Below are 20,845 nucleotides of genomic sequence, written 5' to 3' on the forward strand. Positions count from 1 at the left end.
CGGGGTGGGGAATCACACCACCGGCGCCGGCACCCCCTCCGCAACCCCGGCCCCATACAACGCATGCGCCACCCGCAAAACCACCGCATCCGCATGCCGAGCCCCCACCACCTGCACCCCAATCGGCAACCCGCCCGCCGACATCCCGCACGGAACGGACGCCGCCGGCTGCTGCGTCATGTTGAACGGGTACGTGAACGGCGTCCACCCGGTCCACCGCGTGTGCCCCGACCCCTCGGGCACCTCCACCCCCGCCTCGAAGGCGGTGATCGGCAGGGTCGGGGTCACCAGCAGGTCGTACGCGGAGTGGAAGCGACCCATGGCGTGCCCCAGGGCCATCCGTACGTCCACCGCCGCCAGATAGTCCAGCGCGCTGTACGCGGCCCCCTGGGCGCAGATCTCCCGCAGCCCCGGGTCGAGCAGTTCCCACTGCTCCTGGCCGAGCGGCTGCACCACCCGCGCCGCGCCGCTGAACCACAGCGTGTGGAAGGCCTCCACGGGGTCCTCGATGCCCGGGTCGATCTCTTCCACCACCGCGCCCAGCCCGGCCAGCAGGTCCACGGCCCGCCGCACCGCCGCGGCGACCTCGGGGTCGACGGCGGCTGGGCCGCCGAGCGCCGGGCTGTAGGCGATCCGCAGTCCGTCGACCGAGCCGCCATCCGCGGTGATCGCCTCCCGGAAGCTGCTCCCGGCGGGGCCGAGCTGCGACCAGTCGCGCCAGTCCGGCCCGGTGATGACGTCCATGAGCAGGGCGGCGTCGGCCGCGTCCCGGGTCATGGGCCCCACATGGGCGAGGGTTCCGAAGGCGCTGGCGGGGTAGATCGGCACCCTCCCGTAGGTGGGTTTGAGCGCGAAGACGCCGCAGAAGGACGCGGGGATGCGGACGGACCCGCCGCCGTCCGTCCCGAGGCTGAGCGGACCGGCGCCCAGCGCGACGGCGGCCGCGCTGCCGCCGCTGGAGCCGCCCGCGGTGCGCCCGGGGTCGTACGGGTTGCCCGTCACCCCGTACACGGGGCTGTCCGTGACACCTTTCCAGCCAAATTCCGGGGTGGTCGTCTTGCCGAGAAACACCGCCCCGTGGTCCCGCATCCGCGCCACCGCGGGCGCGTCCTCGTCCCACGGCCCGTCCGTGCGCACCGTGCGCGATCCGCGCAGCGTGGGGCCCCCGCGCATCAGCAGGATGTCCTTCACCGACACCGGGACGCCGTCCAGGAGCCCGGCGGGCTCGCCGCGCCGCCACCGTTCGGCGGATTCCTCCGCCTGGCGCAGCGCTTCCTCGCCGTCCACCCGGCTGTAGGCGTTGACCTTCGGCTGGATCTGCTCGATCCGGTCGAGGGCTGCTCGGGTGGCCTCGACGGGGGAGAGGTCGCCGGAGCCGTACCGCTCGAGGAGTTGAACCGCTGTCAGGTCGTGCAGGTCGGTCATCCAGCTCTCCGTTCAGATCGTGCAGATCATTCAGGCCGTGCGATCAGTCCACCGGTACGTAGCCGAGGCGCTTGTCGACGATGTTGAGCAGGGGCTCGCCGACGCTCCAGCGGTCGTAGTTGTCCTGGAACTGTTCGGCGAGGTGGTCGCGCCAGCCGACCGTGTCGCCGCTCATGTGGGGCGAGACGAAGAGTCCGGGCACGTCCCACAGGGGGTCCTCGGGGGACAGCGGCTCGTTCTCGAAGACGTCCAGCGCGGCGCCCGCGATGTGCCGTCCGAGGAGGGCGGCCTTGAGGTCGTCCTCGACGACGAGGGGGCCGCGTCCGACGTTGATGAACCGGGCGGTGGGCTTCATCCGGGCGAACGCGGCCCGGTCGAACATGCCGCGTGTGGCGTCGGTGAGCGGGGCGACGGAGATCACCCAGTCGGCGTGCCGCAGCAGCTCGGGCAGCTCGTCGTTGCCGCGTACGCCCGGGCGGGCCGTGCGTCCGACCAGGTCGACCTTGATGCCGAGCGCGGACAGGGTGGTGCCGATGGCCCGGCCGATGGGCCCGGCGCCGATGACGGCCGCGCGCGTCCCGGCCAGGCGCATCGTCTCACGGTGCTGCCAGCGCCGCTGCCGCTGCAGCTCCCAACTCCCGAAGAAGTCCTTGCCCATGGCGATGACCAGGCCCGCGACATACTCGGCGATCGGCTGTTCGAAGACGCCGCGGGCGTTGGTCAAGACGGTGTCGGAGGCGGTCAGTTCGGGGCTGAGCAGCCGGTCCACGCCCGCGCTGGCGGTGTGGACCCACGCCGGCCGGGGGCCGTCGCCGGGCCAGGCGTCACGGACCGCGTCGGAGGTGAAATCCCAGACCAGGAGGACGTCGGCGGAGGGCAGGGCGTCGGGCAGGGTCTTCTCGTCGCACACCACGACCTGGGCCCGGCCGGCCAGCCGGTCCAGCCGGACCGGGGGCTGCTCGCCGAAGACGACAACAGTGCTTTCGGACATAGGCGGGAAACCGTTTCGAAACGTGGGTTTGTTTGGCTGACGACAGTTGGGGCAGGCGCCAAGGTTTGCGGGATTGACCACGCTAGGCAGCGGAAACTACCGTCGTCAACAACGGCATCTGTCCCGACGTCCCGGCATCAGGCCGGTGCTCTCTCTTATATCTCTGGCCAATGGTCCAGCCTCTCCTTTCTGTATTGGGGCTCGATATATGGACGTCTCCTTTCTGGGTGGCCCGCAGCCGCAGCGCGGTGTGGGCGTCGTAGCACCGTTCGACTTCGCGCTTGATCGCGAACTGTGGCGCTGGGTGCCGGACGAGGTCTCCTTGCACCTCACCCGCACCCCCTTCGTCCCGGTCGAGGTCAGCCTCGACCTGGCACGGCTCGTGAGCGAGCACGAAACCCTGCAGGACGCGGTGCGGGCGCTGAGCGCGGTCGCACCGGAAGTGGCCGCGTACGCCTGCACGTCGGGCAGCTTCGTCGGCGGTGTGGCCGGTGAGCGAGCGATGTGCGCGGCGATGACCCAGGCGGGCGAGCTGCCCTCGCTCACCACCTCGGGCGCCCTGCTGGAGGCGCTGCGCGAGATCGGCGCCCGGCGGGTCGCCGTGGTGACCCCGTACACCCGGTCGGTGACCGACTCGCTGGAGGACTACCTGGGCGAGGCCGGTATCACCGTGACCGGCCGGGCCTATCTCGGACTGACCCGGCACATCTGGAAGGTGCCCTACCGCGATGTGGTCGACATGGCGCGGCAGGCGGTGGTCGGGTCGCCCGACGCGCTCTTCATCAGCTGCACCAACTTGCCGACCTACGACGTGATTCCGCAGCTGGAGGCGGAGCTGCGGATGCCCGTGCTGTCGGCCAACCAGGTGACGATCTGGGCGGCGCTGCGGGAGATCGGTGCCCAGGCGGTCGGCCCGTACCAGGCGCTGCTGGACCCGGCCGCGCGGCGGGGCCCGGCGGGGATGGCGTCGTCGTCGCAGCTGAGCGGCCCGAGGGCGGTGCTAGCCGGACCGGTGGCGGACCCCGAGCCGGAGCCGGAGGCGGCACTGGCCGGGGCGGCGTCGCCCGGGGCGGACCTCGATCCGGCGGACGGGCTCGACCCGGGGTTCGGGCCGGGGATCGGCGAGGGCCCGTTCCTCGATGACTCGGGAGGTCCGTCCGTGATGTGAGGGAACCCGCCGGGCGGCTGCGGTGTATCACAAGTGACAGTGCAGGGGCGGCGCTCACGGGGGCCGCAGGTAAGGAGGCAGTCATGATGGACGCGACGCGAGCGATGCCGGACACGGTGGGCTTTCTCTACCCGGGCTATTCCGCCGAGGACGACTATCCGCGTCTGGAAGGGCTGCTCGGTGACAGCGTGCGGCTTCCGCTCGTCCACACCGACATCGGTGAGGACGCGCACCGGGTGGACGCCCTGCTGGAAATGGGCTCGGGGGCCCGTCTCGCGGCCGGGGTCGCCGAGCTGAAGGAGCGCGGCGCCCAGGCGGTGGTCTGGGCCTGTACGAGCGCGAGCTTCGTCTTCGGCTGGGAGGGCGCCCGGGAGCAGGTGCGCGAGCTGGAGGAGACGGCCGTGCTGCCCGCCTCCAGCACCTCCTTCGCCTTCGCCCACGCGGTGCAGGAGCTGGGCGTCGAGAGGCTGGCCATCGCCGCGACCTATCCGGAGGATGTCGCGGAGTATTTCCGGACGTTCCTGAAGGCGGCGGGCGCCGAGGTGGTCTCCACCCAGGGCAGCGGCATCATCACCGCCGCCGAGGTCGGCACCTGGGGACGGGATGAGGTGCTGCGGATGGCCCGCGCCGGTGACCACCCCGACGCCCAGGCGGTGCTGCTGCCGGACACCGCCCTGCACACCGCCGCCTGGCTGCCCGATCTGGAGGCGGACCTCGGCAAGCCCGTGCTCACGGCGAATCAGGTCACGGTCTGGGAGGGGCTGCGGCTGCTGGGCCGCAGGCCGGTCCATGACCGGCTGGGCACGCTGTTCGCCGCGAGGAGCTGAGCGGAGCGGGGGAGCAGGGGAGCAGCGAGCTGCCGGTGGCGACGGCGACGGGGGAGCGGGCGGTGACGGACCGGTGAACCTGGCGGGAATTCCCCCTCTCCGGGCATACCCGGCACGGTTCCGCTTCCCGGAATCCGCTTAGCATGCAGCCGTGCGCCGCCTTCCTCCCTTCTTCCCCGGGTCGCACCGCCCGCGGCTGATCGCCGGTGCCGTGGCGGTGGCCGCCGCGGTGGCCACCGCCACGCTGGCCACGGCCGGAGGGTCGTCGGGCGGCCGGGGCCCGCGGAGCCCGGCCACCGCGGCCGACGGGCTGCGGCACACCTCGGTCGAGGTGTCGGAGGGCGGCTGCGGCAAGGGCTGGGTCCATCCACACCGCGGTAAGCAGGTCTTCGACCTCACGAACACCTCCAGCCGGGCGGCCGAGGTCTATCTGACCAACCCGGCGAACGGCTCGGTGTTCGGGGAGGTCGAAGGTCTGGGCCCGGGCACCACCCGACCGCTGCGGGTCATCCTCGGCGGAGGCTCCTACGCCTTCCGGTGCCTGCCCGAGGACACGGACGCGGTCACCGGGCCCACGGTGACCGTGGCCGGACCGGCGCGCGGCGGCGGCCCGGCCGCCGTTCCGGTCACCCAGCAGGACCTGATCCCGCCCGCTATCGCCTACCAACATTGGGTCCAGGGCCGGATGGACGAGCTGGTGCGGCGTACCGACGCGCTGCGCTCGGCCGTCCGCGACGGCGACGTGGCCGCCGCCCGCGCGGCCTGGCTTCCGGCCCATCTGGTGTACGAGCGGATGGGCGCCGCCTACGGCACCTTCGGTGACGCGGACGGGGCGATCAACGGCACCACGGCGGGGCTGTCCGGTGGTGTCCGCGATCCGGGCTTCACCGGCTTCCACCGCATCGAGTACGGGCTGTGGCACGACGCGTCCGCGAGCGGTCTGCGCGGCGCCGCCGACCGGCTGGACCGGTCCGTCCGTGCGCTGCGGGACGGCTGGCCGCAGCAGCGGATGGATCCCGCGGAGCTGGGGCTGCGGGCGCACGAGATCATGGAGAACACCGTGCAGTTCGAGCTGACCGGCCGCACCGACTACGGCAGCGGCACCAACCTGGCCACCGCGCGGGCCAACCTCGACGGCACCCGGGCCGTGCTGGACCGGCTGCGCCCGCTGCTGACGTCCCGTGACCCCGGGCTGCCGGAGGTCGACTCCTGGCTGGATCGCACGGGGAAGGCCCTGGACGCCGCCCGCCAGGGGGACCGCTGGACCCCGGTGGACCGGCTCGATCGCGGGCGCCGGGAGAAGATCAACGCCGCCGCGGGGGCGCTGGTGGAGCGGCTGGCCGATGTGGCGGCACTGACGGATGCGCGGAGGTCCCGGTGAGCGAGGTGCGGCGGCGGGGTTTCCTGTGGAGCGCCGCGGCGGGCACGGTCGGCGCGGTGGCGGGCGCCTCGGCCGCCCCGGCCGCCGCGCGGGCGGGCGACGGGTCGGCGGGCGGCGTGCTGTCGGACGGGGCCTCGGCGGATGGCGCGTATTCGGGCGGTGCGTATCCGGGCGGCGCGTATCCGGGCGGCGCGTATCCGGGTGGTGTGGGAGGGGCGCCCGCGCGGGTTCCGTTTCACGGCGGGCACCAGGCCGGGATCCTCACCCCGCCGCAGCGCGCCACCGCGTTCGTCGCCTTCGACGCCACCGCCGAGGGGCGCACCGAGCTGACCGAGGTGTTCCGTACCCTCACCGCGCGCTGCCGCTTCCTCACCACCGGCGGTGCCCCGGATCCGGTGGGGATCACCGCCCCGCCCGTCGATTCCGGCACCCTGGGCCCGCTGGTCACCGCCGACCGGCTGACCGCGACGGTCGGCGTGGGCGCCTCGCTCTTCGACGGGCGCTATGGGCTGAAGGACCGCAAGCCCCGGCGGCTGCGCGCCATGCCGTCCTTTCCCGACGACGACCTCGACCCCGACTGGTGCCACGGCGATCTGAGCCTCCAGCTCTGCGCGGAGAACACGGACACCGTGCTGCACGCGCTGCGCGACATAGCCCGGCACACCCGGGGCGCGCTCCAGGTGCGCTGGCGCATGGACGGCTTCATCAGCCCGCCCCGCCCCTCCGGCACCCCGCGCAACCACCTGGGCTTCAAGGACGGCACCGCCAACCCCGACACCGGTGACGCCCGGCTGATGGACCGCCTGGTGTGGGCGGGCGGGCGCTCCGGGGAGCCGGGCTGGGCGACCGGAGGCAGCTATCAGGTGGTCCGGCTGATCCGGATGCTGGTGGAGTTCTGGGACCGGGTGTCGATCACCGAGCAGGAGCGGATGTTCGGCCGCAGCCGGGAGTCCGGTGCACCGCTGGACGGGCGGCACGAGTTCGACACCCCGCGCTTCGCCCAGGACCCCAAGGGCGACGTCATCCCGCTGGACAGCCACATCAGGATGGCCAATCCCCGCACCGGCCGCACCGACGACCAGCGCATCCTGCGCCGTGCCTACAACTACGACCGGGGCATGGACGGGAACGGGAATCTGGACATGGGCCTGTTGTTCTGCTGCTATCAGCAGGATCTGGACCGGCAGTTCGAGACGGTGCAAAAGCGTCTCGCGGGCGAGCCGCTGGTCGACTACGTCACCCCGTTCGGCGGCGGCTATTTCTACGCGCTGCCCGGTGTGCGGGACCACGCGGATTGGCTGGGCCGGGCCTTGCTGTCCTGACCGTCCGGTGCTGTCCGGGCCACCCGCTGGTCAAGAACACCTCAAGAATCCCTTGTGGTTTCCTGACTCGCTATTCATTCGCCCTCTTCCATGGATTCCATCGGAATGTCCTGCCCGCGGCCCAGGATTCTGGCGCAGGCGTGAAACACGAACATGTGGAGGCACGGCATGGGCGGTAGAGGACGAGCGAAGCGCTGGAGTGCCCTGGTGGGCGCCGCGGCGCTGGCGACCACGGGCGGGGCGGGGTCGGCATGGGCCGCGCCCGCCGAGGGGGCGGCGCAGCGGACCGCGACGCCCGTGAAGCATGTGGTGGTGATCTTCGACGAGAACATTTCGTTCGACCACTACTTCGGCACCTACCCCCAGGCCGCCAACACCGACGGCACGAAGTTCACCCCCGCCGAGGACACCCCGAAGGACATCGACACCCTCGCCCACGCGGGGCTGCTGGAGAAGAACCCCAATCTCTACAAGCCCAAGCGGCTGGCGTCCTCGCAGGCGATGACCTGCGACCAGAACCACTCCTACGGACCCGAGCAGTACGCGGCCAATGGCGGCAAGGCCGATAAGTTCGTCGAGAACACCGAGGTCAGCAAGTGCACCGGGCTGTTCGGCGAGCCCGGTCTGGTCATGGACTACTACGACGGCAACACGGTCACCGGGCTGTGGAACTACGCCCAGCACTACGCGATGAGCGACCGTTCCTTCAGCTCCGGCTACGGCCCGTCCAGCCCGGGCGCCATCGAGCTGGTCTCCGGCCAGACCCATGGCATCGTCTCCACCGATCCGAAGTCCTCCACCGAGGACCCGAAGCAGACCGACAAGCCGGATCCGGCCACCGTGGCCTCGCCGGACGCCCGGGGCGTCGGCACGATGACCCACGACCCGGACCCGGCCTTCGACGACTGCTCGGACAAGGACCACACCAGCAGCAGCGCCCTGGGCATGCTCAAGGGCAAGAACATCGGTGACCTGCTCAACGCCAAGAACGTCAGCTGGGGCTGGTTCCAGGGCGGCTTCCGGCCCAGCACCGCCTGGGACGGCAAGCAGGGCAGCTACGCGAAGTGCTCGGGCACCACGCACGCCAATGTCGGCGGCGCGTCCTCGGTGGACTACAGCCCCCACCACGCCCCGTTCCAGTACTACAAGTCCACGGCCAACCCCCACCATCTGCCGCCCAAGAACGTGGGGGAGATCGGCCACAGCGGTCAGGCCAACCACAACTACGACCTGACCGACTTCGACGCCGCCCTCAAGACGGGCCATCTGCCGGCGGTCAGCTTCCTGAAGGCCGCCGAGTACCAGGACGGCCACGCGGGCTACTCGGACCCGGTCGACGAGCAGCACTTCCTCGTCAAGCAGATCAACGCGATCCAGAAGTCGCCGCAGTGGAAGGACACCGCTGTCGTCGTCGCCTACGACGACAGCGACGGCTGGTACGACCACGCGTACGCCAAGCCCACCAACGGCTCCCGTGACACCACGACCGGCTCGAACGGCAAGGCCACCGACAGCCCCGCCTGCCAGTCCGCGCCCCGGCCCGCCGGCGGCTACCAGGACCGCTGTGGCCCCGGCCCGCGCCAGCCGCTGCTGGTGATCTCCCCGTACAGCAAGTCCAACAAGGTCGACCACACCCCCACCGAGCAGACGTCGATCACCCGCTTCATCGAGGACAACTGGCACACCGGCCGGATCGGTGACGCCTCCTTCGACGCCCGGGCGAAGCCGCTGACCGGCATGTTCGACTTCCGGCACCCGAACAACACCCAGGTGCTGCTGAAGCAGGACGGTTCGGTGGACTCGGTGCACCGGGCCGGGCACTACACGACCAGCGCCCTGGCCGCCGACGCCCCGATCGCCGACGCCCTCACCCCGCAGCGCCTCGCCGGGACCGCCGGGACGGCGGGGGCGGGCGGCTCGGCCGTCCTGCCGATCGGCCTCACCGCCGGTGCGCTGGCGTTCGGCACCGCGGCCACGGTCCTGGTGCTGCGCCGCCGCCGCACTGCCTGACGCCATCCGGCCCCGGGACTCACGGGACTCACGGGACCCAGGATTCCCGTGAGTCCCGGGGCCGGGAATAAAGCGGAGCCTTCATCCGGTTGACTGTGCGCGGTGGACGAACGTGCACCGCAGTGCGATCAGGGAGGCGGGCCACCGTGGCCGATGAGCGGGACCGGCGGGACGAAAAGCGAGACGCGGAGCGCGACACCATCCGGGCCAGGCCCCGGGGCAGTGCGCCCGTACCGCTGTCGGTGCTGGACCTGGCGACCGTCGGCAGCGGGCTGACCGCCACCCAGGCGCTGCGCACCACCACCGAGCTGGCCGGGCTCGCCGAGCGCCGCGGCTTCCACCGCTTCTGGGTGGCCGAGCACCACTCCATGCCGGGCGTCGCCAGCTCCTCCCCGGCTGTCATCCTCGCCCATCTGGCCGCGCACACCGAGCGCATCCGGCTCGGCTCCGGCGGGGTGATGCTGCCCAACCACGCCCCGCTCGTCATCGCCGAACAGTTCGGCACGCTGGAGGCGCTCGCCCCCGGCCGGGTGGACCTCGGCCTCGGCCGCGCCCCCGGCACGGACGGGGCGACCGCGGCGGCCCTGCGCCGCACCGACCGGCTGCGCGAGGGCGCCGACGAGTTCCCGCAACAGCTCGCCGAGCTGGTCCGGTTCCTGGACGACGACTTCCCCGACGGCCACCGGTACGCCCGTATCCACGCCGTGCCCGGGCCCGTCCAGGGGACGGTCCCCGGCGGGGTGCAGTCCGCCGACCGGCCCTCGGTGTGGCTGCTGGGGTCCAGCGGCTTCAGCGCCCGGCTCGCGGGCCGGCTGGGCCTGCCGTTCTCCTTCGCGCACCACTTCTCCGCGGCCAACACGATCCCCGCGCTCGACCTCTACCGCGAGTCGTTCCGCCCGTCCGCGGTGCTGGACCGGCCGTACGCGTCGATCGGCGTCTCCGCCTTCGCGGCCGAGGGCGAGGAGCAGGCCCACCGGCAGGTGCTCACCGGAGCCCTCTCCATGATCCGTCTGCGCACCGGCCGCCCGGGCCTGGTGCCGTCGCCGGAGGAGGCCGAGGCACACGAGTTCAGCGAGATGGAGCGCGACTTCGTGAACAGCTGGCTGGCCAACGTGGTGTACGGGACGCCGGACGAGGTGCGCGAGGGGCTGGACGACCTGGTCAAGCGCACCGGGGCGGACGAACTCAAGATCACGACGACCGCGCACGGGCCGGAGGCCAAGCTCCGTTCCTACGGCCTGATCGCGGACGCGTACGGCCTGCCGGACGCGCCCGCGTAAACCCCCTACGTGACGGCCGGGCAGGCGGGGAGCATGGGCGGGATGCGGTCCGGCGGGACCGGGCGGGAGTAGAACCAGCCCTGACCCGTATCGCAGCCGATCCGTCCCAGCCGCTCCGCCTGCTCCGCGCTCTCCACGCACTCCGCCACCACCGTGAGCCCCAGCCGGTGCGCCAGCTCCACCAGCGCCCGGACGATCGTCTCGTCCGCCGGATTGGGGTGCTCCTCGGCCCGGAAACCCTGGACGAAGGAGCCGTCCAGCTTGAGCGTGGAGACCGGCAGCCGGCTCAGATAGGCGAGGTTGGAGTAGCCGGTGCCGAAGTCGTCGATCGCGATGGCCACCCCCATGTCGCTCAGCTGCTGGAGCGCCTGCAGCGGACGGCCCGCCGAGCCCATGACCGCGGACTCGGTCAGCTCCAGCTGGAGCAGCCGCGGCGGCAGCCCCGTCTCGGCGAGGATCGTGCCCACGTCGGCGACCAGGTCCGAGTCCCACACCTGACGCACGGCCACATTGACGCTGACCACCAGCGGATGCCGGGGATGGGCCCGCTGCCAGGCGCGGGCCTGACGGCAGGCGGTCCGCAGCACCCAGCGCCCGAGCGGCACGATCGCGCCGTTCTCCTCGGCCAGCGAGACGAACCGATTCGGCGAGAGCCGGCCGAACTGCGGATGGTCCCAGCGCACCAGTGCCTCCACACCCCGCACGACCCCGTCGACCAGGCCCACCAGCGGCTGGTAGTCCAGCACGAACTCCTCCCGCTCGACCGCCGGTCGCAGCGTGCTGGACAGCGCCTGACGGGTCATGCGGTGGGCGTTGCGCTCGGGGTCGAAGAGGGTCCAGCGGGCCTTGCCGTCCTCCTTGGCCCAGTAGAGCGTGGTGTCCGCCGCCTGCATCAGCCAGGTGGTGTGGGTGCCCGCGGCGGGCCGCTCCACGACGCCGATGCTCGCCGACACCGACAGCCGCTGCCCGCCCACGTCGAACGGCCGCTGGAGCGCGGCCAGCACCGAGCGGGCCAGCTCGCACAGCTGCTCGGTGCCGCTGGACTCCCGCACCAGCAGGGCGAACTCGTCCCCGCCGAGCCGCGCCACCAGATGGTCGCCGGGCGCCGCGCATTCGCTGAGCCGCTGGGCGACCGCGCGCAGCAGCCGGTCGCCGACCCGGTGGCCGAGGGTGTCGTTGATCGCCTTGAAGCCGTCCAGGTCGAGGTAGCACAGCCCGATCCGGCCGGTGCCCGCGCGGTCGTACGCCCCCGCCTCCAGCGCGGCGGTCAGCCGCTCGAAGAACAGGTTCCGATTGGGCAGCCGGGTCACCGGGTCGTGCATCTGCAGATGACGCAGCCTGCCCTGGAGGTCCCGGCGGTCGCTGATGTCGGCCATCGACAGCAGCAGGCTGCAGCTGTCCGGGGCCGGTTCGACCGTGATCTCGGCCCAGAGGGAATGACCGTCGGAGTGATGGAGCCGACGGGTGCACGTCATCCGCTCGCGACGGCCGAGCAGCACATCCCGGTAGTCGCTCCAGGCCCGCGCGTCCTCCCGCAGCTCCGCCAGCTCGGCGGCGCCGCGGGTGGCCAGCTGGGCGGGGTCGGCGCCCAGCAGGGTGCCCAGCGCGGGGTTGGCGTCCAGGACGTTGCCCTCGCGGTCGATGACCGCCATGGCGAGCCGCGCGGCGTTGAAGGCGGCGCGGTAGTCGCTGGGCGCGGCGCCCGGCGGTGCGCCCCGGGGGGCGCCCGGCGGCGCGCCCAGCGGAGTGCCGGGCGCGCCCCGTGGCGCGCCCGGGGGCGCGCACGCGGGGGCCGCCGGGGTGGGGGGTGCGCCGGCGCCCGCCTCGATGGGTGGAGCGCTGGGGTGCGTACTACGCTCAGTGATCGTCGGCAGCGTCGCGCCGGGCGCGCGGCCCTGCCAGTCGGGGGTTCCGCTCACCGCTCGCTCCCGCGTGGCGTTCGTCTGGTCCAGGTATGTCATCTGTGTTGTACACGTCTCGTGCATCTCTCACACCGGGTGCCGGGCAGACGTCGAGAGCCTGCCTGAATAGGTAATCCCCGCTGGAAATGTGCCGATCATAGAGGCTCGTACTCCGCGCGTTCCATCCACGCCATCGCGATCACCGCCGCCTTGACAAGGTGTTTGGTCGTATCTGTTCGACTCTGCGCGGGCACACTGCCCGCTTGACCGGATGTGACCGTCTGTTACGTACCCGGATCCCGGCCGGTTCACTCGACCGGTCCAGCCGAACAGGGCGTACCGCGCCAATCCGCCCCAGGGTGGAGTGGGTGTTCCGTCTACGCCCGGGAGGTCGGCATGGCGCGTCCTCAAGCGTTCGCGGGGGCGTCGCGGCCGACCCGGTTGCGCCGGGCCCAGGCCGTACTGACCTCGCTGAGCGCGGTGGTCGCCACCACCGTGGTGGCGGGCCCCGCCACGGCCGTGGGCGCGGGCGGCCCGTGCACCCTGGAGCGCACCGGCGCCCACCACTCCGAGGGCCTGGACACCTGGAACGGCGACTACCCCCGCCCGGTCCGCTCGCTCCGCGCGGCCATGGTCTTCCTGTCCTTCCCTGACGCCGCGCCCAGGGTCACCCCCGCCCGGCTGGCCGCCGACCACACCCCCACGACCGGCGACTTCTTCCGGCGCGCCTCCTACGGACGCTTCTCGCTGCGCGTCCACCCGCTGCGGCGCTGGATCACCATGCCGAAGGCGTCCACCGCGTACGCCATACAGCGCGACTGGAACTCCTCGCACCGTGCCGCGTATCTGCGCGACGCCCTTCGCGCCGCCGATCCACACCTGGACTTCGGCCGCTACGACATCGTCTATCTCGTTGCCGACCCCGACGCCCCGGGCGTCGACGCCGACGCGACCAAAGTGGTCAACTTCGAACGACCACTGCGCGCCGACGGTAAGGATCTGCGCCGTCTGGTGACCGTCTTCGAGCACCATCCGCCCGATCGCAATGTCCTCGCCCATGAGACCGGGCACGTCTTCGACCTGCCCGACCTCTACCACCGGCCCAGCACCGCCGACAACAGCGGCGACTGGGACACCTACGTCGGCGACTGGGACCTGATGGGCAGCCAGTTCGGGCTCTCCCCGGACCCCTTCGGCTGGCACAAGTGGAAACTCGGCTGGCTCACCGGCCGCCAGGTGGTCTGCGTCCGGTCCCTCGGCCCGAAGACGTACACCCTCCAGCCCCTCAGCGCCCCCATGGAAGGCCGCCCCGGCACCGACACCCGCACCCGGCTGGTGGTGGTCCGCACCGGCCCCACCACCGCGCTGGCCATCGAGGCGCGCGGCGCGTACGGCAACGACGCGGGCACCTGCACCGAAGGCGTCCTGGTCTACCGGGTGCGCAACGACGCCGCCTCGGGCGAGGGCCCGGTCCGGGTCCTGGACGGCCACCCCGCCACCTCCGCCTGCTGGAACGAGTCCGTCTACCCCGATCTGGCCGACGCCCCGCTCGGCGTCGGCGACTCCCTCCTGGCCAGGGAGGAAGCGGTCCGCGTGACCGTCACCGGCCGTGCCGACGGCGGCTCCTGGGCCGTGCGGGTCACCCGCGGCGCGCGCTCCTAGACCGGTTTCGACCGCGCCGGCCTGCCTGCCCGTCGACCGGCCGGCACCGCACCACACCGCCGGCACCGCACCACACCGCCGGCGCCGCACCACACCGCCGGCACCGCACCACACCGCCGGCACCGCGACCGACCGGGCCGCCGCCCACGTGCCCGTTCCGCACCGACCCGGCCGCCTGGCCACGGGCCATCGGCCGCCACGCATCACCGAAACCGTCGCCCCCGACACCCACGACGCACGCTGTGCCGCGCCGGCCGCCGACGGCCCCGGCGGCTTCCTGCGCACCGGCGGCCTCGGCCTCGCGGCGGACGGCGGCATCCGCATGACCGGCCGGGTTCGCGACGGGCTGCCCCGGCTCGCCCCCCGGATCCGCGCCCGGGGGCGGAGGAGTCCGGCGTCACCACCGGCGCGGTGCTCCCCGTCAGCCCCGGTACGGTGCGCCGGGACGGGGCGGCGAAGGTGCGCCGTGGGGTGCCGCGCGAGTGATATCCACGCGGTGAATTGCGCGCCCTGCACGCCGAGTACGCGCCGGGGCCCACCGAACCGTGCCGGGGCGGCGCGGCCTGAACGGCGGCCGGAGTAATACCTCTGTTCGACACGGGGAATCGGGCGGAAAGGCTGCGAGGCCCGGAAACGCTTGGGAATAATCATCATGCGGGGGCCGGTGGGGGAAGGGGCGGGGCGACATGGTCAGGGTGCTCATCGCCGAAGACATGCATATGCTGCGCAAAGCACTGGTCGCCCTGCTGGAATTCGAACCCGATATCGAGGTCGTGGCCGAATTCTCCAGCGGCGCCGATATTCTGCCGCGGGCCCGCCAGCTCCGCCCGGATGTCGCGATCCTCGACATCGACCTGCCCGGAGTGGACGGGCTGACCGCCGCCGCCGAGCTGCACACCGCCGTTCCCGAATGCCGGACCATGATGCTCACCAGCCTCGGCCGGCCCGGAAATCTGCGGCGCGCGCTCGCGGCCCATGTCGCCGGATTTCTGCTGAAGGACAGCAGCCCGGCCACCCTGTGCGATGCCATTCGCGCGGTCGCGCGGGGCGAGCGGGTCATCGACCCACAACTCGCCCTGGCCGCCCTGGACGACGGCCCGCAGCCGCTGACCCCGCGCGAACTGGAGGTGCTGCGGATGGCCTCCGAGGGTGAGGAGGCCGCCCGTATAGCGGCCCGGCTCTTTCTGTCGGTGGGGACGGTGCGCAATTACCTGACCTCCGCCGTCACCAAGCTCAACGCGCGCAACCGGGTCGACGCCATCCGGATCGCCCGCGAGGCGGGCTGGCTGTAGGGGGCGTCTTGTGGATCACGCCGGGCTCCCGACGCCCGCTGTGACATCAGCCGCTGCCGCGGCGGGCGGCACCTCGCGGCCCCGCGCTCGTCGCACGCAGCGCCGCCGCGCTCGCCTCACGCGGGTTGCGCGCTTCCCCCAGCTACCGTTGGGAGGTGCCCCCTGCACCAGACACCGCTCGCTGATCCGGCCTGACCAACAAGACACCCCCCCCGGCGCTACGGAAAACGGCCGGGCGTCACGCCGTCACCGCGGGGCCGAACTCCTCCTCCGTACCGCGCCCCCGCCCGTTCCTCGGCGCCTCCGTGGACACCTCCAGCTCGGCCCGCAGCTCGAACCAGCCGTCGGGCCGTACGTCCGCGTACAGCCGCCCGCCGAGCCCCGCCAGCCGCACCCGGAGGTTGCCGATACCGCTGCCGCCCGCGGTGCCGGCGACGCCGTCGGCACGCAGGATCGTGGACGCCTTGCCCACCCCGTCGTTCACCAGGGTCAGCCGCACCGTGGGCCCGGCCCGCCGGGCCGTGATCGCGCAGTGCTCGGCCTTGCTGTGCCGCAGCACGTTGGTCAGCCCCTCGCGCAACACGCTCGCCAGCACTGTGTCCACCCGCTCGGGCAGCGGCCCGCACTCGATGTCCGCGGTGGCCCGGATGCCCGCCGCGGCCAGCATGGACCGGGCCGTCTCCGCCTCCGCGGACAGCGACATCTTGCGGTACCCCCGGGCCACCGCCCGGACGTCGGCCAGCGCCTGACGGGACGTCTGCAGGATCTCGGCCAGCTCCTGCCGCACCCGGTCGTTCTGCCGGGGCACCAGCCGGTGCACCAGCTCGCATTTGAGGGTGATGGTGGAGAGGCTGAGGCCGAGCAGATCGTGCACGTCCCGGGAGAACCGCAGCCGCTCCTGCGCGACCGCCAGCCGGGCCAGTTCCGCCCGCGACCGGGAGACCTCGGCGACCAGGCCGGAGAGCCGGGAGAGCCCGAAGACCACCAGCCCGGTGATCGTGGTGGACACCGTGGTGTACGCGACCTTGTCCCAGCCGAACCCCACCTGGAACAGCAGCACATCGGTGATCACCAGGATCGCGGCGAACGTCGGCCAGGCCACCGCCGGGACCAGCACCAGCAGCGCGGAGCCCGCCAGGAAGCCGGGCATGCCCAGCCACGCCTGCTCGAAGACGGCGAAGGGCAGAAAGGTCAGCGTCGCCTGGAGCAGCAGCGTCCAGTGCCGGGCGGCGGCCATCCGGGGCACCAGACCGGGGAAGGAGTGCGTCAGCTGGATGCCCAGCAGCGCGGCCAGCACCGGCAGGATCTCCAGCATCCGCACCACCGCGTCCACCGCGCTCCCCGGCGGGAGTCCTTCGACCACGTACGTCACGGCGACGGAGAAGTAGCCCAGGAGCACCACGACCGTGATCACCACGGCCAGGCGCGGCGCCAGGTCGTCGTGGTCGCGCGGCGGCTTTTTCCCGGCATCGTCGGGCAAGAGGCTCCCCTGCACTCGTCCTCCGGATGGTCGGGCCGGATTGGGCGGCTTGCCCGAGAGTATCCGATCTTTTGCGGGGGAGGAGGGGGTGCGGCGAAGGCTCATGGTGTACACAGAGTTACGGGTTGTCACCTTCGATCACAGGAAGAATCACAGGAAAAGGGGAACGGGGTTCAGGTCGCGGTACGCCGTCGGCCGCCGCAGCCGCCCCAGGGCCACCGGGACGTCGTAGAGCCGGCCGGGCGCGAACCGGGGCCAGTGCGGGCGCAGCCCGGGCACCAGCACCTTGGCCACGGGCAGCCCCACATCCGGCCGGGTCTGGTCCAGCACCAGCAGCTCCATCCCGCGCGCGCGGACCGCCTCCCGTACGGCGGCCAGGGCGTCACCGTCCGGGGGAGCGGCCACCCCGGGCGGCGGCGCCGCGTCCGGGCCGGGCGTCAGATAGGGCCGGCCGGCGGTGGTCGCGGTACGGAACCAGCGCAGCGCCACCGGGTCGGCCGCGCCGTAGCCCCCGCCGTCCGCGCGGGCCTCGACCACCGCGGGCAGCATCTGGTTCAGCTCGGCGAAGGCGTGGCACAGCGCGGTGTGCCGGTCGAAGTGGGCGCCGAAGCCCAGCGTGATGTCCTCCGCGGGCTTGTCGGTGCGGCGCGAGAGCGCGGCGACCACCGGGATGCCGAAGTCGGTGGTGAGGTCCAGCGCCCACACCTCGCGCCGCAGTCCGCCGTGGGCGCGGCGGACTTCGGCCAGCCAGGGGTCGTCGAAGGCGTCCAGGGCGACCGCGGGCTGACGGGTGCGGTTGTACCACCACAGGGCGACCGCGTCCCGCTCCACCAGCTCCAGGAAGCCCCGTACGACGGCGTCGGCCAGGGTGGGCCCGGCCGCCGCGCCGTTGGAGTCCGCCCGGCAGCAGCGCCGTCCCGGGGGCTGCGGGGCGCCGTAGTACAGCAGTGCGGTGGGCAGCAGCCGGTGCCGCTCGGCGGTGAGCGACCACACCGGCGTCCAGTCGAGTTCGGCGTCCTCGTCGAACGGATCGGGGGGCCGGTGGCGCGCGGGCGTGGCCCGGTCCGTGAACGGCCGCGCGAACTGCCGTGGATGCACGAGCTGGACGGTGTCCGGATGCACCGCGTCCGCCGGGTCCAGCGCGCGGTAGCGGGCGCGCTGGCGCGGCTCGTCCCCCTGGAAGTGGCCGCTGTAGTGCTCGAGCGCCTCGCACAGGGCGCTCGCCCGGGCCTGTTCGGCGGTCCGCCCCTTGCCGTGGGCGGCGGCCCGCAGCCCGGCCCGCACCGCGTCCAGCCCGCTCGGCGGCGCGGGGGCGGTGTGCGGACCGTAGGCGGCGTACGAGGGGTGGCGGGCGTGGTAGCAGTTGAGGAGGGCCGGGCCGCGCGGATCGCGGCGGATCTCGGTGACCAGCCCGGTGACGGGGTCCACGAGATGGCCGTACCGCTCCATGACGTCGCGCGGTGAGGCGGCGTTCACGGTGGTGTTCACGCGGTCGTCGCGCGGCTCACGCGGCGACGGCAGGGCCAGCGGCGCCCGTATCCGCTCCGCGACCAGCGCCGGATTCCCGCACCCGGCGCACTGCGGGCGGCGGGAGAGCGGATGGCGGTCCACGGTGGCGGTGAGGCTGTCCAGGGTGCACAGCGCCCGCTGCCCCGGATGCCGGTGCCCGGCCAGCCACTTGGCGGCCTCCAGCGCGGCCAGCTGGAGCGCGGCCGCGCGGCTCGCGGGCAGCGAGGCGGGCGGCCGTGGCACCGGCCCCGGGCGGCCCAGCCTGCGCTGGAGGTACGCCTCGGCCTGCCGCCCGCGCCAGAGCCGGTCGGCCAGACATGCCCAGCACGGGTCGTCGTGGGCGCCGAGGAACGGGCCGAGCCACGCCTTGGTGCCCACCGGTTTGACGGGCAGCCAGCGGCGGCCCGCGGCGCGATGGGCGGCGTCGACCGCGGCGAGCCGCGGATCGAGGTAGTCGTCGCACACCACAAGGGTGAGTTCCGCGGCGCCGTGTTGACGGGGGCCGACTTGACGTACGGCCCATCGGCAGTCCCGGCCCTGCGCGGCCGGGGCCGCCGCCCGGTCGTCCGACTCCCCGTCCGCCGAGGCCGCCGCCCGCAGCCCCGCCGCCCGCAGCGCCCGGACGACTTCGGCGGGGTCGGCCGAACCGAGGATCACCGACGCCACGGAGGCCGCGGCCGGGCGGTCGGCCGGGCGTATGGAGCGGCCGTCGCCGCCGCCCAGTCCGGCCAGCTCCCAGTACGCCTCCTCGGGCCCGGGGGCCTGCGTGGGCTCCCGCTCGGACACCAGCCCGGCCGCCCGCAGCCGCGCGATGACCCGTTCGGCCTGTCCGGCGGGCACCGCGCCCGGCAGCCCGGGCGCGCGGGCCGCCTCGGTGAGGATGTGCGCGAGGTCCCGCGACCCGTCCAGCAGCGGCGCGAGCGCCGCGATCGCCCGCCCGTGCAGCGCGGTGACGCCGTGCTCGGAGACCAGGTAGACGGCCTCTCCCGGCACCGGTTCGACCCGCAGGTGCGGGGTGAAGCCCAGTTCGCCCGCCATGTGTCCCCGTCCCTCATTCCCCGCTGAACGTGCAGATGCAGATGCGCGGCGCGACGGTCGGCCACCCGGCGTCGGTCAGGTCCTCGATGACCAGGTCGTCCGGGTCGGAGTCCGCGACGGCCGGGGGGCCGCCGTCGGCGGCCTCCCCGCCGTCCGGGAGCACTCGGGCGGTGTAGGGCAGGGACCGCGTGGGTTGCGTGGGGATGGAGGCTTTCGTCATCACAGGCTCTCCTCGGGGTGGGAGGCGGTCGTGGACCGGGGGCCGCGACGGGGCCGCCGCCGCGGGCCAGTGCCGCCGTCATCGCCAGGGTGTGAATTTGTCATGGGTCGAACTCCCAGGACTCATACCGACTTCGGTATTCCGGCACTGGTCGGATGCACCGCTCACCCGCGAGTCTTTTCTGTGCCTCGATGGCACGGCCGCGCGGCCAGGAGGCACCTGACGGACCGTTGACGGAGGTACAGGACCATGGACATCAAGGTGTTGGGGCCGCTGAGCGTCGAGGCGTGCGGTCAGTCGATCGTGCCCAGCGCGGGCAAGCCGCGGCAGATCCTTGCACTGCTTTCCGTCTACGCCAACCAGATGCTGCCGGTGCCCACTCTTATGGAGGAAATCTGGGGCACGCAGATGCCGCGCAGTGCGCCCACCACCTTGCAGACCTACATCCTTCAGCTCCGCCGCAGGCTGGCCGCCGCTTACGGCCCCCAGGCGCCGCAGGCTTCGAAGGACGTGCTGGCCACCCGGTACGGCGGCTATGTCCTGGAGGCCCAGCCGGGCGCGGTCGACATCCATGAGTACGACCGGCTGGTGGCCGCGGGGCGCGACGCGCTCGACGCCGGGGACGATGTCGAGGCGTCCCTGCTGCTGCGCGAGGCGCTCGCGGTCTGGCGCGGTCCGGCGCTGGTGGATGTGCGGGTCGGTCCGGTCCTGGAGATCGAGCTGGCCCGGCTGGAGGAGAGCCGCCTCGGCGTTCTGGAGCGCCGGATCGAGGCCGACCTGCGGCTCGGCCGCCATGCCGAGCTGCTGACCGAGCTGACCGAGCTGACCGCCCGCCATCCGCTGCACGAGGGGCTGCACGCCCAGTGCATGGCCGCGCTGTACCGGGCGGGCCGCCCCTGGCAGGCACTGGAGGTCTACCAGGGGCTGCGCGCCCGGCTCGTCGAGGACCTGGGGCTTGAGCCGTCGCCGCGGCTGCAGAAGCTCCAGCAGGCGGTGCTCGCCTCCGACCCCGCGCTCGACCTCGACCTGGAGGGGCACTGGCGCCGGCCGGTGCTCGACCTGTTCGCCGCCTGACCGCCGCACCGAGACGGTCCGTCCGACGCCCTGACCCGCTCGACCGCTCGACCCGCCGCACAGGCCCCGTCACCTCCCCTGGGCCCGCCCGGTGCTCCTCCCCCCCAACGCCCGGCGCCGCCCTTCAGCCGGGTCTGCTACGGCTCCGCTGCCCGATCCCCCCGCGCGGGCAAGCGGAGCCGTAGTGCATTTCCCGTCGGCCGGTCCGATGCGCCGCCCGCCCCCTACCCCGACTTGTCCCGTACACCGCCTGTGCCCCGTCTTG

General features: G+C 73.1%; 15 protein-coding genes. 9 read left to right on the forward strand and 6 right to left on the reverse strand.

Annotated elements, in window-relative coordinates:
- Nucleotides 1-12 precede the first annotated feature (12 nt).
- Together ASC60_RS19255 and ASC60_RS19260 are read right to left on the reverse strand one after the other, a co-directional pair.
- A complete protein-coding gene (locus ASC60_RS19255) occupies nucleotides 13-1,425 on the reverse strand; it encodes an amidase (protein WP_055552550.1) in 1,413 nt (470 codons plus the stop codon).
- Between the two features lie 43 nt (nucleotides 1,426-1,468).
- Nucleotides 1,469-2,416: a D-2-hydroxyacid dehydrogenase gene (locus ASC60_RS19260; RefSeq protein ID WP_055552552.1), complete on the reverse strand. Its 948-nt coding sequence runs from the start codon at nucleotides 2,414-2,416 to the stop codon at nucleotides 1,469-1,471.
- Nucleotides 2,417-2,624: 208 nt separating this feature from the next.
- On the opposite strand from ASC60_RS19260, the gene ASC60_RS19265 reads away from it, so the two are divergent.
- The 6 genes from ASC60_RS19265 to ASC60_RS19290 all read left to right on the forward strand — a co-directional run bounded on the left by ASC60_RS19265 (nucleotide 2,625) and on the right by ASC60_RS19290 (nucleotide 10,404).
- On the forward strand, nucleotides 2,625-3,584 hold the full coding sequence (locus tag ASC60_RS19265; protein ID WP_055552554.1) for a decarboxylase: 960 nt from the start codon (nucleotides 2,625-2,627) through the stop codon (nucleotides 3,582-3,584).
- An 83-nt stretch (nucleotides 3,585-3,667) separates the two neighbouring features.
- Nucleotides 3,668-4,411: an aspartate/glutamate racemase family protein gene (locus ASC60_RS19270; RefSeq protein ID WP_055552556.1), complete on the forward strand. Its 744-nt coding sequence runs from the start codon at nucleotides 3,668-3,670 to the stop codon at nucleotides 4,409-4,411.
- 151 nt (nucleotides 4,412-4,562) lie between these two features.
- On the forward strand, nucleotides 4,563-5,792 hold the full coding sequence (locus tag ASC60_RS19275) for an EfeM/EfeO family lipoprotein (protein ID WP_055552558.1): 1,230 nt from the start codon (nucleotides 4,563-4,565) through the stop codon (nucleotides 5,790-5,792).
- Nucleotides 5,789-7,114, forward strand: a complete 1,326-nt coding sequence (efeB, locus tag ASC60_RS19280) for an iron uptake transporter deferrochelatase/peroxidase subunit (RefSeq protein ID WP_055552560.1) — start codon at nucleotides 5,789-5,791, stop codon at nucleotides 7,112-7,114. Before ASC60_RS19275 ends, efeB begins: the two co-directional genes overlap by 4 nt.
- A 168-nt stretch (nucleotides 7,115-7,282) precedes the next feature.
- The gene (locus ASC60_RS19285; protein WP_055552562.1) at nucleotides 7,283-9,124 is read left to right on the forward strand and encodes a phospholipase C; all 1,842 of its coding nucleotides are present in this window, start codon (nucleotides 7,283-7,285) and stop codon (nucleotides 9,122-9,124) included.
- Between the two features lie 146 nt (nucleotides 9,125-9,270).
- On the forward strand, nucleotides 9,271-10,404 hold the full coding sequence (locus ASC60_RS19290) for an LLM class flavin-dependent oxidoreductase (RefSeq protein ID WP_055552563.1): 1,134 nt from the start codon (nucleotides 9,271-9,273) through the stop codon (nucleotides 10,402-10,404).
- A 5-nt stretch (nucleotides 10,405-10,409) separates the two neighbouring features.
- On the opposite strand, the gene ASC60_RS19295 is transcribed toward ASC60_RS19290, so the two are convergent.
- Nucleotides 10,410-12,365: a bifunctional diguanylate cyclase/phosphodiesterase gene (locus tag ASC60_RS19295; RefSeq protein ID WP_107097114.1), complete on the reverse strand. Its 1,956-nt coding sequence runs from the start codon at nucleotides 12,363-12,365 to the stop codon at nucleotides 10,410-10,412.
- A 336-nt stretch (nucleotides 12,366-12,701) separates the two neighbouring features.
- On the opposite strand from ASC60_RS19295, the gene ASC60_RS19300 reads away from it, so the two are divergent.
- Complete coding sequence (locus ASC60_RS19300; protein ID WP_055552565.1) at nucleotides 12,702-13,967, forward strand: M6 family metalloprotease domain-containing protein; 1,266 nt, start codon at nucleotides 12,702-12,704, stop codon at nucleotides 13,965-13,967.
- Between the two features lie 686 nt (nucleotides 13,968-14,653).
- A complete protein-coding gene (locus ASC60_RS19305) occupies nucleotides 14,654-15,259 on the forward strand; it encodes a DNA-binding response regulator (RefSeq protein WP_055552567.1) in 606 nt (201 codons plus the stop codon).
- 238 nt (nucleotides 15,260-15,497) lie between these two features.
- Here ASC60_RS19305 and ASC60_RS19310 read toward each other — a convergent pair whose 3' ends face one another.
- From ASC60_RS19310 to ASC60_RS19320, 3 genes are all read right to left on the reverse strand, one after another.
- The gene (locus ASC60_RS19310; RefSeq protein ID WP_234357025.1) at nucleotides 15,498-16,739 is read right to left on the reverse strand and encodes a sensor histidine kinase; all 1,242 of its coding nucleotides are present in this window, start codon (nucleotides 16,737-16,739) and stop codon (nucleotides 15,498-15,500) included.
- A gap of 150 nt (nucleotides 16,740-16,889) precedes the next feature.
- Nucleotides 16,890-19,286, reverse strand: a complete 2,397-nt coding sequence (locus ASC60_RS19315; RefSeq protein ID WP_055552571.1) for a TOMM precursor leader peptide-binding protein — start codon at nucleotides 19,284-19,286, stop codon at nucleotides 16,890-16,892.
- A 13-nt stretch (nucleotides 19,287-19,299) separates the two neighbouring features.
- A complete protein-coding gene (locus tag ASC60_RS19320) occupies nucleotides 19,300-19,506 on the reverse strand; it encodes a hypothetical protein (protein ID WP_055552573.1) in 207 nt (68 codons plus the stop codon).
- 249 nt (nucleotides 19,507-19,755) lie between these two features.
- On the opposite strand from ASC60_RS19320, the gene ASC60_RS19325 reads away from it, so the two are divergent.
- A complete protein-coding gene (locus ASC60_RS19325) occupies nucleotides 19,756-20,580 on the forward strand; it encodes an AfsR/SARP family transcriptional regulator (protein ID WP_009717667.1) in 825 nt (274 codons plus the stop codon).
- The last annotated feature ends 265 nt before the right edge of the window (nucleotides 20,581-20,845 follow it).

The sequence above is a fragment of the Streptomyces sp. NBRC 110028 genome (genome assembly GCF_001417735.1).
Taxonomy (GTDB): Bacteria; Actinomycetota; Actinomycetes; order Streptomycetales; family Streptomycetaceae; genus Streptomyces.

Excerpts from the sequence above, each read along its gene's own strand:
- ASC60_RS19255 (WP_055552550.1), bottom strand. The coding sequence starts at position 1,425 with ATGACCGACCTGCACGACCTGACAGCGGTTCAACTCCTCGAGCGGTAC.
- ASC60_RS19260 (WP_055552552.1), bottom strand. The coding sequence starts at position 2,416 with ATGTCCGAAAGCACTGTTGTCGTCTTCGGCGAGCAGCCCCCGGTCCGG.
- ASC60_RS19265 (WP_055552554.1), top strand. The coding sequence starts at position 2,625 with ATGGACGTCTCCTTTCTGGGTGGCCCGCAGCCGCAGCGCGGTGTGGGC.
- ASC60_RS19270 (WP_055552556.1), top strand. The coding sequence starts at position 3,668 with ATGATGGACGCGACGCGAGCGATGCCGGACACGGTGGGCTTTCTCTAC.
- ASC60_RS19285 (WP_055552562.1), top strand. The coding sequence starts at position 7,283 with ATGGGCGGTAGAGGACGAGCGAAGCGCTGGAGTGCCCTGGTGGGCGCC.
- ASC60_RS19295 (WP_107097114.1), bottom strand. The coding sequence starts at position 12,365 with ATGACATACCTGGACCAGACGAACGCCACGCGGGAGCGAGCGGTGAGC.
- ASC60_RS19300 (WP_055552565.1), top strand. The coding sequence starts at position 12,702 with ATGGCGCGTCCTCAAGCGTTCGCGGGGGCGTCGCGGCCGACCCGGTTG.
- ASC60_RS19305 (WP_055552567.1), top strand. The coding sequence starts at position 14,654 with ATGGTCAGGGTGCTCATCGCCGAAGACATGCATATGCTGCGCAAAGCA.
- ASC60_RS19315 (WP_055552571.1), bottom strand. The coding sequence starts at position 19,286 with ATGGCGGGCGAACTGGGCTTCACCCCGCACCTGCGGGTCGAACCGGTG.
- ASC60_RS19320 (WP_055552573.1), bottom strand. The coding sequence starts at position 19,506 with ATGACGAAAGCCTCCATCCCCACGCAACCCACGCGGTCCCTGCCCTAC.
- ASC60_RS19325 (WP_009717667.1), top strand. The coding sequence starts at position 19,756 with ATGGACATCAAGGTGTTGGGGCCGCTGAGCGTCGAGGCGTGCGGTCAG.